The sequence below is a fragment of the Methyloterricola oryzae genome (assembly GCF_000934725.1).
Classification (GTDB): Bacteria; Pseudomonadota; Gammaproteobacteria; order Methylococcales; family Methylococcaceae; genus Methyloterricola; species Methyloterricola oryzae.
The window spans coordinates 92,968-105,359 of record NZ_JYNS01000014.1 but is presented as its reverse complement, the minus strand read 5'-3'; the positions used below and the strand labels follow the sequence as shown (position 1 = coordinate 105,359).

17 protein-coding genes and 1 tRNA gene are annotated in these 12,392 nt (G+C 60.7%); 2 read left to right on the top strand and 16 right to left on the bottom strand.

What is annotated here, in order from left to right; all coding sequences use genetic code 11:
- Positions 1-225 (bottom strand): helix-turn-helix domain-containing protein (locus EK23_RS16635; protein ID WP_045226510.1); only part of this gene is annotated, 225 nt, incomplete at its 3' end.
- 246 nt (positions 226-471) lie between these two features.
- Between EK23_RS16635 and EK23_RS16630 the strand changes: the two genes are divergently transcribed.
- Positions 472-1,185 carry a DUF1003 domain-containing protein gene (locus EK23_RS16630; protein ID WP_235282153.1) on the top strand — a complete coding sequence of 238 codons (714 nt, stop codon included), beginning with the start codon at positions 472-474 and terminating at the stop codon, positions 1,183-1,185.
- Positions 1,186-1,631: 446 nt separating this feature from the next.
- Here the strand turns inward: EK23_RS16630 and EK23_RS24280 are convergent, their stop codons facing one another.
- Positions 1,632-1,856, bottom strand: a complete 225-nt coding sequence (locus EK23_RS24280) for a class I SAM-dependent methyltransferase (protein ID WP_235282151.1) — start codon at positions 1,854-1,856, stop codon at positions 1,632-1,634.
- Positions 1,857-1,897: 41 nt separating this feature from the next.
- Complete coding sequence (locus EK23_RS24275; protein WP_235282155.1) at positions 1,898-2,017, bottom strand: hypothetical protein; 120 nt, start codon at positions 2,015-2,017, stop codon at positions 1,898-1,900.
- Between the two features lie 3 nt (positions 2,018-2,020).
- Here EK23_RS24275 and EK23_RS24270 point away from each other — a divergent pair, with 3 nt between their 5' ends.
- The gene (locus EK23_RS24270) at positions 2,021-2,167 is read left to right on the top strand and encodes a hypothetical protein (protein ID WP_235282156.1); all 147 of its coding nucleotides are present in this window, start codon (positions 2,021-2,023) and stop codon (positions 2,165-2,167) included.
- Here the strand turns inward: EK23_RS24270 and EK23_RS24735 are convergent.
- The 13 genes from EK23_RS24735 to EK23_RS16560 form a co-directional block, all read right to left on the bottom strand.
- Complete coding sequence (locus EK23_RS24735; RefSeq protein WP_052808271.1) at positions 2,136-2,417, bottom strand: MerR family DNA-binding protein; 282 nt, start codon at positions 2,415-2,417, stop codon at positions 2,136-2,138. The two genes, EK23_RS24270 and EK23_RS24735, sit on opposite strands and share 32 nt — an antisense overlap.
- Positions 2,418-3,072: 655 nt before the next feature.
- Positions 3,073-3,939 carry a hypothetical protein gene (locus tag EK23_RS16615; protein ID WP_045226508.1) on the bottom strand — a complete coding sequence of 289 codons (867 nt, stop codon included), beginning with the start codon at positions 3,937-3,939 and terminating at the stop codon, positions 3,073-3,075.
- A 99-nt stretch (positions 3,940-4,038) separates the two neighbouring features.
- Positions 4,039-4,115, bottom strand: a tRNA-Met gene (locus EK23_RS16610).
- Positions 4,116-4,199: 84 nt separating this feature from the next.
- Positions 4,200-4,700, bottom strand: a complete 501-nt coding sequence (locus EK23_RS16605; RefSeq protein WP_045226507.1) for a phosphatidylglycerophosphatase A family protein — start codon at positions 4,698-4,700, stop codon at positions 4,200-4,202.
- 7 nt (positions 4,701-4,707) lie between these two features.
- Positions 4,708-5,661 carry a thiamine-phosphate kinase gene (thiL, locus tag EK23_RS16600; protein WP_045226506.1) on the bottom strand — a complete coding sequence of 318 codons (954 nt, stop codon included), beginning with the start codon at positions 5,659-5,661 and terminating at the stop codon, positions 4,708-4,710.
- A gap of 47 nt (positions 5,662-5,708) precedes the next feature.
- The gene (gene nusB, locus EK23_RS16595; RefSeq protein ID WP_045226505.1) at positions 5,709-6,149 is read right to left on the bottom strand and encodes a transcription antitermination factor NusB; all 441 of its coding nucleotides are present in this window, start codon (positions 6,147-6,149) and stop codon (positions 5,709-5,711) included.
- A complete protein-coding gene (gene ribH, locus EK23_RS16590; RefSeq protein WP_045226504.1) occupies positions 6,146-6,625 on the bottom strand; it encodes a 6,7-dimethyl-8-ribityllumazine synthase in 480 nt (159 codons plus the stop codon). The genes nusB and ribH overlap by 4 nt, the downstream gene beginning before the upstream one ends.
- A 15-nt stretch (positions 6,626-6,640) precedes the next feature.
- Positions 6,641-7,750 carry a bifunctional 3,4-dihydroxy-2-butanone-4-phosphate synthase/GTP cyclohydrolase II gene (gene ribBA / locus EK23_RS16585; RefSeq protein WP_045226503.1) on the bottom strand — a complete coding sequence of 370 codons (1,110 nt, stop codon included), beginning with the start codon at positions 7,748-7,750 and terminating at the stop codon, positions 6,641-6,643.
- Complete coding sequence (locus tag EK23_RS16580; RefSeq protein WP_045226502.1) at positions 7,747-8,415, bottom strand: riboflavin synthase; 669 nt, start codon at positions 8,413-8,415, stop codon at positions 7,747-7,749. Before EK23_RS16580 ends, ribBA begins: the two co-directional genes overlap by 4 nt.
- 62 nt (positions 8,416-8,477) lie before the next feature.
- Positions 8,478-9,587, bottom strand: a complete 1,110-nt coding sequence (gene ribD, locus EK23_RS16575; RefSeq protein WP_045226501.1) for a bifunctional diaminohydroxyphosphoribosylaminopyrimidine deaminase/5-amino-6-(5-phosphoribosylamino)uracil reductase RibD — start codon at positions 9,585-9,587, stop codon at positions 8,478-8,480.
- 55 nt (positions 9,588-9,642) lie between these two features.
- On the bottom strand, positions 9,643-10,140 hold the full coding sequence (gene nrdR, locus EK23_RS16570; protein WP_045226500.1) for a transcriptional regulator NrdR: 498 nt from the start codon (positions 10,138-10,140) through the stop codon (positions 9,643-9,645).
- Between the two features lie 33 nt (positions 10,141-10,173).
- The gene (gene glyA / locus EK23_RS16565; RefSeq protein ID WP_045226499.1) at positions 10,174-11,430 is read right to left on the bottom strand and encodes a serine hydroxymethyltransferase; all 1,257 of its coding nucleotides are present in this window, start codon (positions 11,428-11,430) and stop codon (positions 10,174-10,176) included.
- A 149-nt stretch (positions 11,431-11,579) separates the two neighbouring features.
- A complete protein-coding gene (locus EK23_RS16560) occupies positions 11,580-12,365 on the bottom strand; it encodes an oxygen-binding di-iron domain-containing protein (protein ID WP_045226498.1) in 786 nt (261 codons plus the stop codon).
- Between the last annotated feature and the right edge of the window lie 27 nt (positions 12,366-12,392).

Here is a 12,392-nt window from a genome sequence, read left to right as displayed (position 1 = left end):
GGCTGATTCCGTCGCTTCTTCCACCCGATTCTTCGGATTCGGTTTGCGGCGGTTGGCGTCAAACAATGCTTCAAGGCCGCCTTCCGCCACCGCATTCTGGTAGCGATAGAAGGTGTCTCGCGACACCCCCATCACCTTGCAGGCCTTGGACACGTTGCCGAGTTCGGTTGCCAGGTTCAGCAGACCGATCTTGTGACGGATGACATTCTGATTGAGACTACTCATGGGGTTACTCCTGCGCTCACGCGCCGTTTCGATGAAGATTCGCACCTCTATCAAAACGGGTAACCCCACCTCGCGGCAAGGAACTCTGTCAGATCAAGTCTGAACTTCTACAGTTTAACTCTGTCCAGAGTAGGCTAACTCTGTCCTTGAAGTTCTGAAATACCTGAGTACCCGGATTCACCCCGCTTTTGATCACCGGAAAAAAGCGCCAGAATCTATTCTTTCCGTCTCAATCGATTCCGACTGTTGTCAGCCGTCATGCGCAAAAGTCATCTTGAACAAGGCCATTGCATTGTTTGCGGCAAAGCGTTCTCGCTCCGTAAGCTCGTCCCATTCGATATGGTTCGCGACACCCTTTCTGAACGGGTGCTGAGAGATCATCCCGAATGGGCGGCGGAGGCCTATATTTGTCGTAACGACTTGGCACGTTACAACGCCGACTACGTGGAATCCGTTCTCCAATCTGAGCGGGGTGAATTGAGCGGACTCGAGCACGAAGTTTTAGAGAGTCTCCGCCAGCATGAATTGCTCTCGATGGACGTTGATTTGGAATCGGAAAAAACGTGGACGTTTGGAGAAAGGCTAGCTGATCGACTCGCCGACTTTGCGGGAAGCTGGACCTTTCTAATCTGTTTCGCGTTCTTTATGGCCGCCTGGATTGCGATGAACTCGCTGGTGATGTACCGACACCCGGTCGATCCCTACCCATTCATTCTATTGAACCTACTGCTGTCCTGCCTGGCAGCTATCCAGGCACCGATTATCATGATGAGCCAGAACCGTCAGGAAGCCAGAGACAGGCTGCGCGCGCAGCACGATTATCAGGTCAATTTGAAGGCAGAATTGGAGATCCGCCATTTGAACGAAAAGCTGGACCACTTGCTGTCCCGTCAGTGGGAGCGCTTGGTGCAGATTCAGAAATTGCAGATTGATATGTTATCCGAGCTGTCGAATCGCTAGATCGAATCCCAGGTTGCTCCCCCGAAAAGTCGGGAAGCTGACGTTGGTGAGTGGTAAGTATCGAGTAGAATAAACGAACACTCTGGCGATGGGACGGCGCCGAGGTTCCGGTCTGGGACGACAGCAATGCGAACATCAGCGGCCGTACCGATGCGGAATGCCCGTTGTACTCCAGGTCAAAGACAGTCACTCGCCCGGCTTTTTCGGCTTGGTATCGGCCATAACTGCCGTTCGACCCGTCCGCATACCTGTCATTTGCGAACGTCAGCTCCGAGTTATTTCATCAGACTGGCAAGTGCCTATTGCTGTCTCCAGCCGTCTGTTTCTCCAATGACCGCTCCCAAAACATTGCCGTCGTCCCGGAGCACTCCGTCGCTATAGAACTTATTGCCACGAATGGCATTTGGGCTTTGCCAGGCCTGGAATTGAGGGCAATCTGCGGCGGTTTACGATACCCGTGCGTCGGGGGCCTCGTTTCGAATCGACTCCCAAAATACCCCATTGGCGGGCTCGAAGAAGTTGGGCCCCCATGTTGTCAGGGCGAGCTTCCCTCCCGGCTTAACGCGGTGCCAGAGTTCGCGCACCGCGCTTGGCATATCGGGCACGAAGAAAATCCCAAAGACGCATACCACGGCATCGAAGGCAGCCTCCGGGAATTCCAGAGACATCATGTCGCCCAGCTTGAACTCGACCTGGGTCAGCTCCCCGGCTCTCAGCTTTGCGCCGGGCCAGTTCCAAGAGGTTTTCCGCCTCCAACGACTCGCCCCTCCCGACCGACGGCCTCTGCCGCGGGAATCGCTGAGGCTCCGCTTCCGCAGCAGACATCCAGCACGGATTGCCCTGGCTGAAGGCGCAAGCGCTCAATCGTCTTCCTTCCGAAGCGATCCCAAAACGTGTTGGCGGGATGATCGAAAAGATCGGCGGCCGCATTGGCTTTGGCGGTCTCCAATTCATTCATGAGCAACTCTCCTTCCAGGCGTGAGGGTCTTCGCAATCGTCACGGTGCTTTGGGAGTTTTGGCGTGACTGAGAGGCGGCAGTTCCCTCCAAAGCATCGAGGATCGGGCATGCAGGACGGTCATCGCCCTGGCACAGTTCAATCAACTGGCTAAGTGTGCCGGCCATGGCCCGCAGCTCCGCCATCTTGGCCTCAAGCGCCTTCAAGTGCTCCAAAGCCAGCCGGCGGACCTCGCCCGCGGGGCGATCTCTGTCCGGCCAGAGGGCCTCTGTCAAAATTCTGGTTGGGATCGAATGAAGACTAGATTTTTGGTTCCTTTGATTTGTGCGCTTTCTATGGACGCACGAGCCGACCTTTGGACCTGTCAGACTAAATCCAAAATAACGACTGTAGCCAGCGCCACTACGCGCACGACGGTCAAACAGTCCTTTGAAGCCACATTGAACGCTAACGGGACATATCTTGTTGATAATAAAATTAATTCATTCTTGATTCCGGGCTACTACTACATCCACAGAAGCTCTACCTGTACCCCGACAACGACGCGCAATATCAAGCAGCATTTGAAGTAACTGACCCTTAGTAGCGCGACCATCATGGGCAATTATTCCTTGCTCAAGCTAATCAAGCGGTTTGGCTTGGCTAGACGCGCCACAATCAAGGGCTATGCCGACATGTACCTCTATTTCCAAGGCGGTGCGGTTGTACGCTCAATCGTGAACGCAACCGGGAAATGCTCACGGATGCAGTAAGGAGACTGCATTCCGAAAGCGGGGACACAAGTAATGCGGTAAGTTTAAGCGGAGCGTCTGTAACGCCCCGAGCGAAAGAAAATCCCCAGCGCAGCTAACACAAAAGAATCAGAGTGGACCTATTGAAGGTATGGGGACCGGAGTTATTGGCGTCGCAATGAAGCCAAGCGATCTAGTGTCAACTCCAGGCAATCCCCCACCGTAATTCGACACGCCCACCAATCACGCCCTGATCGTTGATCCCGAAAGGCGTCGTAAATTCAAACCCCGGCACGCTGATGGTCGTCAAAGTGCCGTTGTCATACACAAAACCACCTAAGCCGCCATACCCTTTGGCAATTGCGTAATCGCCGACCATTTGCCCAAGGTTGTTTATTCCAAATAGTCCGGTGCTACAGGTCCCAGCGATTGGCACATCGAACTGATCAAACTGGCCATTGCTCAAGATAAAGCCATGCGCTGTATGACTCACACCATCAAAGAACCGACCAACCGATGTTCCTTGGTCATTTATGTCGTGCAGTTCCGTGCCTATGACGTTAGGGCCAGGAAAGCTCACAACGTCCACTGTCCCGGCGTCACGACTGAAACCTCTCTGAACCTGCCCAGCATCAGTGAAACTGCCAACGATGACGCCCAAATTATTGATGTCTCCAGCCCTGGTGAACGTGGGGAGCGAGCCGCCTGCGGGTAAATCTATCGGGGTGAAATCTTGAGAGACGGGATCACGAACAATTGCATGATCACCCCGGCCGTCGGAAAACTGACCGACAATGTACCTCTGATCGTTTATGCCGTTCGCTACCGTTGAACTAGTGCCGGGAAAGGTAAAGGACGGCACATCGAACCGCTCGTAAGAAGCATTGAAGTAAACGATGCCATGCGACTTCAGTCCTCGGTTTAGGTAACCGGTGATCTGACCAGAATTGTTGATGGAGGTCAGGTTGGTCTGACCGTCCCATAAGTCGAGAACTTGGTAGGTGTAGCTTGTCGCTGACTGACAATTCGCAGATGCGAAAACGATGACTAAGGCAATGGCACGCATCGATCCTCTCCTGTACCGAATGCGGTTACAAAACGCTTACATAAGTCCCCGAAAAACAAAAAAGCCTACAAGCGAATACCTGTAAGCTTCTGATTTTATTGGTAGCGGGGGCAGGATTTGAACCTACGACCTTCGGGTTATGAGCCCGACGAGCTACCAGACTGCTCCACCCCGCGACTGTGATGAGAATTTTACCGGGTTTGATGCCGGAACGCAACAGGTAAGTCGGCTTTTCCGCAACTGACCGGGCTGCCGCTCGCTCAGATCAGGCCCAGCCGAATCAGGCCGGTCAGCGCCAACGAGGCATACACGCCCGCCAGCAGGTCGTCCAGCATGATCCCCAAGCCGCCGTGTACGGAACGGTCGAAATAGCGCACCGGCCAGGGCTTCCAGACGTCGAACAGGCGGAACAACAGGAAGCCCGCCAGTATCGATTGGAGTGAGGCCGGCACGGCGATCATGGTTACCAAGAAGCCGACGATTTCGTCCCAGACGATGCCGGAATGGTCCTGCACCTCCAGCACCCGCTCGCACTCGGCACAAATCCAGATGCCGGCGGCGAAGAGTGCCACGGTCAGACCGAGATAGGCCGGAAGCGGCAGGGTCGAGGCAGCCAGGTAAGTCGGTATGGCGACCAGGGTGCCAAAGGTTCCAGGGGCGACGGGCGCCAGTCCTGCCCCGAAGCCAAAGGCGAGAAAACACGCAGGGCTACGAAGCACTTTGGCGGCGGGAATCCGGCTTCGCTTGTGATGGGTGGACATGTGCGGTTCAAAAATGCTGGTAGCCGGCGGCGCGTAGGCTCTCGACCCGCCCGCCGCGGAGCACGCGCAGGCCGGGCTCCGCTTCGATGCGACCGATTCTAGACAAGCGACAGTCCAAGCCTTCGAACCGCGCTGCGAGTTCCCGTTCCCGCCCGGCCTGCAGCGTGAAGCAGAGTTCGTAGTCATCCCCGGCGCAAAGCGGCAGCATCCAGTCCCCGCTCTGTTCCACGTAATGGTGAACCGACTCGGACAGTGGCAACGATTTGCAATCGATGCACGCACCCACGCCGGATTGCTCAAGGATATGGCCCAGATCGGCCGCCAGGCCGTCGGAAATATCGATGCAGGCATGGGCCAGGCCCCGCAGCGCGAGCCCTTCCGTCACCCGCGGCTGCGGCCTGAGCAAACGTTCGTGGTCGGAGGGCGACGCCGGGACCTCATCTCCGAGCAGGGCCTTGAGAGCAAGTCCGGCGGAGCCGAGCCCACCGGTCACATAGATGCCGTCGCCAGGACGGGCTGCGGATCGGCGCAATCCGTCGTCCTGCGGCACGTAGCCCATCGCCTGGACGGTCACCGAAAGGGGTCCGCGGGTGGTATCGCCGCCCACCAATTGCACGCCGTGCTGGCGCGCCAGACGGTGGAAGCCTTCCGCAAAACTTGTCAGCCAGGCTTCGTCGGCCTGTGGCAAGGTGATCGCCAGCGTCACCCAGGCCGGCTCTGCGCCCATGGCGGCCAGATCGCTGAGGTTCACCGCCAAGGCTTTGTGACCCAGGCTGGCAGGCTCCACGTCAGGCAGGAAATGAACGCCCGCCACCAGGGTATCCACCGTCACGGCCAATTCCAACCCGGGCCTGGGCCTCAACACCGCGCAGTCATCGCCCACGCCGAGCATGACATCGGAGCGCCCCGCACCCGCGGCGCTAAAGTAGCGTTCGATCAGCTGGAACTCGCCGAGCGGCATGTCGGGTGCGTGCGTAATGGTGCCAGCGGTAAAGCTTGGAAATGCCGCTACTTGCGCCGCGCGCGATCGGCGGCCACCTCGACAGAACGCTTGGCGTGGGCAATCTTGTCAAGAATGCCGTTCACGTACTTGTGTCCCTGGGCCGCGCCAAAAGCCTTGGCCAGGGTGATGCATTCGTTGATCACCACCCGGTAGGGGATGTCGGGCCGGAACATCAATTCGTAGGTACCGATGCGCAGCACTGCGCGCTCCACCGGGTCGATCTCGCCGATCCGGCGATCGATGAATTCGCCGAGGGCCGCATCGATCTCGTCCAGCTTGGCCGGCACCCCGTGCAACAACTCCTGAAAGAATTCCACCTCGGCATTGCCCAGGCCATGCTCCTCCAAGAACTGGCGCTCGATCTCGGACAGATCGATCTTGGCCACTTGCCATTGATAAAGTGCCTGGACCGCGCTGCGGCGCGCCAGGCTTCGAGGCTGGCTCATGCCTGTTTCAGTCCGCGCAGCAGGTTGACCATTTCCACCGCAGACAGGGCGGCTTCCGCACCCTTGTTGCCCGCCTTGGTGCCGGCGCGTTCGACCGCCTGTTCGATGCTGTCGACGGTCAACACACCGAAGGCCACCGGAATCTCGTGCTTCAGTGAGATGGAACTGATGCCTTTGACACATTCACCCGCCACGTAATCGAAGTGCGGGGTCGAGCCGCGGATCACGGCGCCCAGGGCGACGATGGCATCGTAGCGCTGGCTGGCCGCCACCTGCTGGACCGCCAGCGGCAGTTCGTAGGCACCCGGCGTCTTCACCAAATGAATGTCTTCACGCTTTGCGCCGTGACGCACCAACGCGTCGATGGCGCCTTCCACCAGATGGTCGACGATGAAGCTGTTGAAACGGGAAGCCACCAGGCAGAAGCGCGCGCCTTCCACCACCATGCCACCCTCGTAGGTCTTGATCTCGGACATTATGTACTCTCTTGATTATTCGCAGGATACGTATTCGACGACTTCGATGTCGTAGCCGGAAAGGCCCAGGTATTTCTTCGGCGCGCCCATCACCCGCAGCTTGCGCACGCCGAGGTCCGCCAGGATCTGCGCCCCGGTGCCGGTGGTGCGCCAGTCGTCGCCGCCCTCGTCGGAATTGGGCAGGGGAACCCCGTGGTCCTCCATGCTGTATTGATGGATGCGTTCCACCAGGGATTTGGTGTCTTCTTCCTTGCGGATCACCACCAGCACGCCCCGGCCCTCGTCGGCGATCTTCTTCATGGCCAGGCGCAAAGGCAGCGCACTGTCGTCGCGGCGGGCGCCGAACATGTCGAACAGCAGGTTCTTGCCGTGCACGCGCACCAGCACCGGCTCGTCGCCGGAAACCTTGCCCATGGTCAGGGCCAGGTGCAGCTTGTTGTCGATCTGATCCTGGTAGGCGTGCAGGCGAAAATTGCCGTAGTCCGTGGGGAAATCGCAGGAACAGATGCGCTCCACGGTCTTCTCGTTCTGAATGCGGTAGTGGATCAGGTCGGCGATGGTGCCAATCTTGAGGCCATGTTTCACCGCAAACGCCTCGAGGTCCGGCCGGCGGGCCATGGAACCATCGTCGTTGAGGATCTCGACGATCACGGCCGCGGGTTCCGTGCCCGCCAGCCGCGCCAGGTCGCAGCCCGCCTCGGTGTGTCCGGCGCGGTTGAGCACGCCGCCGGGCTGGGCCATGAGGGGGAACACGTGTCCCGGCTGCACCAGATCGTCGGGCTTCGCGTTGGGCGCCACCGCGCACTGAATGGTGCGCGCCCGGTCGGCCGCGGAAATGCCGGTGGTAACGCCGGAAGCCGCCTCAATGGACACTGTGAAATTGGTGGAATGGGGCGTGCGGTTCTCGTTCACCATCAAGGGCAGGCGCAGTTGCTGGCAGCGCTCGCGGGTCAAGGTCAGGCAGATCAGCCCGCGCCCGTAACGCGCCATGAAATTAACGTCCTCCGCCCGGCAGTGGGAGGCCGCCATCACCAGATCGCCCTCGTTCTCCCGGTCCTCGTCGTCGGTGATGACCACCATCTTGCCATGGCGCAGGTCCTCGATGATCTCGGCGATGGTGTTCATGTCCCGCTCTTTCCCATGAAGCCAGCCTGGGCCAGCAGTTCTCCGGTGACGCCGCCCGTCGGCAGGGCCGCCTTGTCCCCCAGCATCAGCCGCTCCAGATAGCGGGCCAGGACATCGACTTCCAGGTTCACCTTGCGCCCCGGCACGAATTCGTCCAGGGTGGTTTCCGCCAGGGTGTGGGGCACGATGTTGAGGTCGAAGCGCGCACCATCGACCCCGTTGACCGTCAGGCTCACGCCATCCACGCAGATCGATCCCTTCTCCGCAATGTACTTGGCGAGACTGGCCGGGGCGTCGATGACAAAGCGCACGGAGCGCGCGTCGGCGCGACGCTCGACCACTTCACCCACGCCATCCACATGCCCGCTGACAATATGGCCGCCCAGGCGCGCGGTAGGCGTCAGGGCCAATTCCAGGTTCACCGCCTGGCCGCGGGATAGCCCGCCCAAGGTCGTGCGGCTCAGGGTTTCGCGGGAGACATCGGCGCAGAAATGCTGCGCGCCCAGTTCCACGGCGGTGAGACAGACCCCGCTAACGGCGATACTGTCACCCAATGCCGCATCCGCCAAGGGCAACTTGCCTGTCTCGATGCTCAGCCGGCAGTCGCCGCCGCGCGTATCCAACTGGGCGATGCGTCCCACCGCCTGAATGATGCCTGTGAACATGGTCCTCGCTGTTTGAGCTTGAATTTGCCAAGGCCGCCGTACCAGGCGCGCCGTGATTAAGGTTAACCGACGCGCCCGAAGCGCAGCCGCAAATCTTGCCCCACCTGGCGCGATTCAATCAGGCGCAGATCGATGCGGTCGGTCATGCGCTCGATGCCCGGCAGATGGAACAAGCCGCGCCCTTCGTCACCCAGCACCAGCGGCGCCAGGTAGACGATCCATTCATCCACCAGGCCGGCCTTGAGCAGGGCGCCATTCAGGGTGGGCCCCGCCTCCACCATGACCTCGTTGTAACCGAGACGCCCCAGCGCGGTAGGCAGATGTGCGAAATCCACCCGGCAGGACGCATCAGCCGGCAGGAGGAGGACCTCGGCACCGGCCGCCCGCAAGGCGTCGGCGCGCGCGGCATCAGCGCTTTCTGCGGCAATCAACACGGTCTGGCCCGGTTGGAGCAGCATCTGTGCCGTGGTCGGCAAGCGCAGGCTGGAATCCACCAAAACCCGCGCGGGCTGGCGCTCCACCTCTATCCCCGGCAACCGCACGGTCAAGGCCGGATCGTCCGCCAGGGCCGTGCCGATGCCGGTCAGGACGGCGGAACTGGCGGCCCTGAGCCGATGCACCTCTTGCCGCGCCGCCGCCCCCGTGATCCAGCGGCTTTCGCCGGAGGCCAGGGCGGTGCGGCCATCCAGGCTCATGGCCAGTTTGCTGAACAGGAATGGCCGGCCGCTGCGCATGCGCTGGCAGAAACCGCGGTTCAAGGCCTCGGCCGCGGTTCCCATGAGCCCTGAGGATGCGGCCAGACCGGCATCCCGCAGCGTCGCCAGGCCTTTGCCCGCAACCAGGGGGTTGGGGTCTTCCATGGCCGCCACCACGCGCGTTATCCCCGCCGCAACCAGGGCCTCGCTGCAGGGCGGTGTGCGGCCATGGTGACAGCAGGGCTCCAGGGTCACATAGGCGGTGCTGCCGCGGGCGCCCTCGCCTGCCATGCGCAGCGCCATGACCTCGGCATGGGGCCCGCCCGCGCGCTCATGCCAGCCTTCCCCGACAACCGCGCCGTCGCGCACCAAAACGCAGCCGACCCGCGGGTTGGGATGGGTGGTCCAAAGGCCACGCTCCGCTAACTGCAACGCGCGCGCCATAAAAGCGGCATCGTCGGCCGAAAACTCATTCATCCGGCTCATCGCCGCGCGCGGCAAACCTGATCCATCATGGACGCCCCGGAGAATCTCACCCCTCGAACAGGTCCGTCTGGTCCTTGGTGTCGTCCGCGCTGGGCTGGCGCTCCAGGTGCTCGATCACTTCCCGGAACTCGTTGACGTCCTGGAAACTCCGGTACACCGAGGCGAAACGCACATAGGCCACGTCGTCCAGGGCGGCCAATTCGTGCATGACGTTTTCCCCCAGCAGGCGCGACGGCACTTCGCGTTCACCCCGCGCCAGCAGGCGCTTCTTGATGTGATTGATGGCGGCTTCGATGCGGTCGCTGCCCACCGGGCGCTTCTCCAGAGCCCTGAGCATGCCTGCCCTGAGCTTCTCCTCGCGGAACGGCTCTCGGCTGCCATTGCTCTTCACCACACGCGGCAGATTCAGTTCCGCTGATTCATAGGTGGTGAAACGCTCGCGGCATTCGCTGCATTCGCGCCTTCGCCGGACCTGATCGCCCTCCTGGGACAGGCGCGAGTCTATCACCCGCGTATCCTGGGCTCCACAGAAAGGACAGCGCATGCTTCGGCTCGGCGCCTCGGAATGTCAACCGGCTCAGTCCGGATAGACCGGGAACTTGCGGCAGATGGCCATCACCTCGTTGCGCACGCGCTCGATCACCGCCTCGTTCTCGGGGTCGTCCAGCACATCGCAAATCCAGCCCGCCAAGGTCACGCACTCAGCCTTGCCGAAGCCGCGCGTGGTGACGGCGGGCGTGCCAATGCGGATGCCGCTGGTGACGAAGGGAGACTGAGGATCGTTGGGCACCGCGTTCTTGTTGACGGTGATGTAGGCCAGGCCCAGTTTCTCGTCCGCCAGCTTGCCGGTGATGCCCTTCTCTATCAGATCCACCAGGAACAGATGGTTGTCGGTGCCGCCGGAGACGATCTTGTAGCCGCGGGCCACGAAGGCTTCGGCCATGGCCTGGGCATTCTCCACCACGGCTTGCTGATAGGCCTTGAACTCCGGCTGCAGTGCTTCCTTGAGGGCCACCGCCTTGGCGGCGATCACATGCATCAGGGGACCGCCCTGGATGCCCGGAAACACCAGGGAGTTGAACTTCTTCTCCAGCTCTGGGTTCGCCTTCGCCAGGATCAGGCCGCCGCGCGGGCCGCGCAGTGTCTTGTGGGTGGTGGTGGTGGTGACATCGGCGATCTGCACCGGGTTGGGATACACGCCCGCCGCCACCAGGCCCGCCACGTGCGCCATGTCGACCATGAGGTAAGCCCCGATCTCGTCGGCGATGCGACGGAAACGCGCCCAATCCACCACCCTCGAGTAAGCCGAGAAGCCGGCCACGATCATCTTGGGTTTGTGCTCGCGGGCCAGCGCCTCCACCTGCTCGTAGTCGATTTCGCCGGTCGCGGTGTTCAGGCCGTACTGCACGGCGTTATAGATCTTGCCGGAGAAGTTGACTTTGGCGCCGTGGGTCAGATGGCCGCCATGGGCCAGGCTCATGCCCAGCACCGTGTCGCCCGGGTTGAGCAGGGCCATGTAGACGGCGGCATTGGCCTGGGAACCGGAGTGCGGCTGCACGTTGGCATAATCCGCCCCGAACAGTTCCTTGGCGCGCTGGATGGCGAGATCCTCCACCACGTCGACATTCTCGCAGCCGCCGTAATAGCGCTTCGCCGGATAGCCTTCGGCATATTTGTTGGTCAGCACCGTGCCCTGAGCCTGGAGGACGCGCGGACTGGCATAGTTCTCCGAAGCGATCAGCTCGATATGCTCCTCCTGGCGTCTTTCCTCGTTCTGGATCGCCGCCCACAACTCGTCGTCGAATCCGGCGATTTCCATACCCCTGCTAAACATAACCTACCTGCTGTGAACTGAATGGATGCGTTATTGTAACCCAGAAGGCCCGTCGGCTTTCACAACAAATTGGGCGCGCGAGGCAACGCGGAACAGGGCGCAGCAGCCTGAGAAACCAGGCGGCCGCGCCCCTTTGAGGGAGAGGGAACTCAGTAGTTCAGATCCGGATACAAGACGTCCGTGCCGCACTCCAGTTCTTCCAGGTATTCGATCGCATCGGCGACGAACTGCTGCGGAATGATGGAGCCGTGCTGGGGCAGGATAGCTTTGATTTCGTAGGGCTCCAGTGAACGCACGAAGCCCCGGGCGGCCACATTGGACGCCATGTAGTCGATATGGAACATGTCCATTTTGATGGAATGGCTGACGAACTCGTCCACCACTAGGCGCCAGTCGGTGCTGACCGCGGCAAAGATATCGCCGGAAAACAGGAAACCCGAAGCGCTATCGTAGGTCGCGACTGCCCCGGCGAAGTGCAGGAAGGGGGCTGGCAGAAAATGCAGTTCCCCGCCGCTCGGCAGTTTCAGCTTTTTTTCCACCCACACGTCGACAAAGTCATAGCCGCTGGCGCCATAGAATGGCAGCAACGCATTGGCACGCAGGCTGGTGTAGACCTTGAGCCTGGGGTTGACCTCAAGCCAGTCTGGCAGCGATGCGGCCACGTCGGGGTCCTGATGACAAAGCACGATGCCGGTCACCTGCTCCGGCGCGACGATTTGTGCGACGCGCGCCTTGGTTTCCGCGAAATGGGCGCGGCTGCCCGGGTCGATCAGCAGGACTTCATCCGTGTCGACCACCATAAAGCTGTTGCAGCGAAACGCGGCCCGCTCGCTGATGCCGAGCCAGTAAATCGCATGGGTGCCGGCGGCAAAAAGCGGGGTCGGTTTGGCAAGATCAGGCTCCGCGGCCAGTTGAGTGAGATCGATCGTGTTCATGACATACTCGCTTGGGCTCTATCGGAC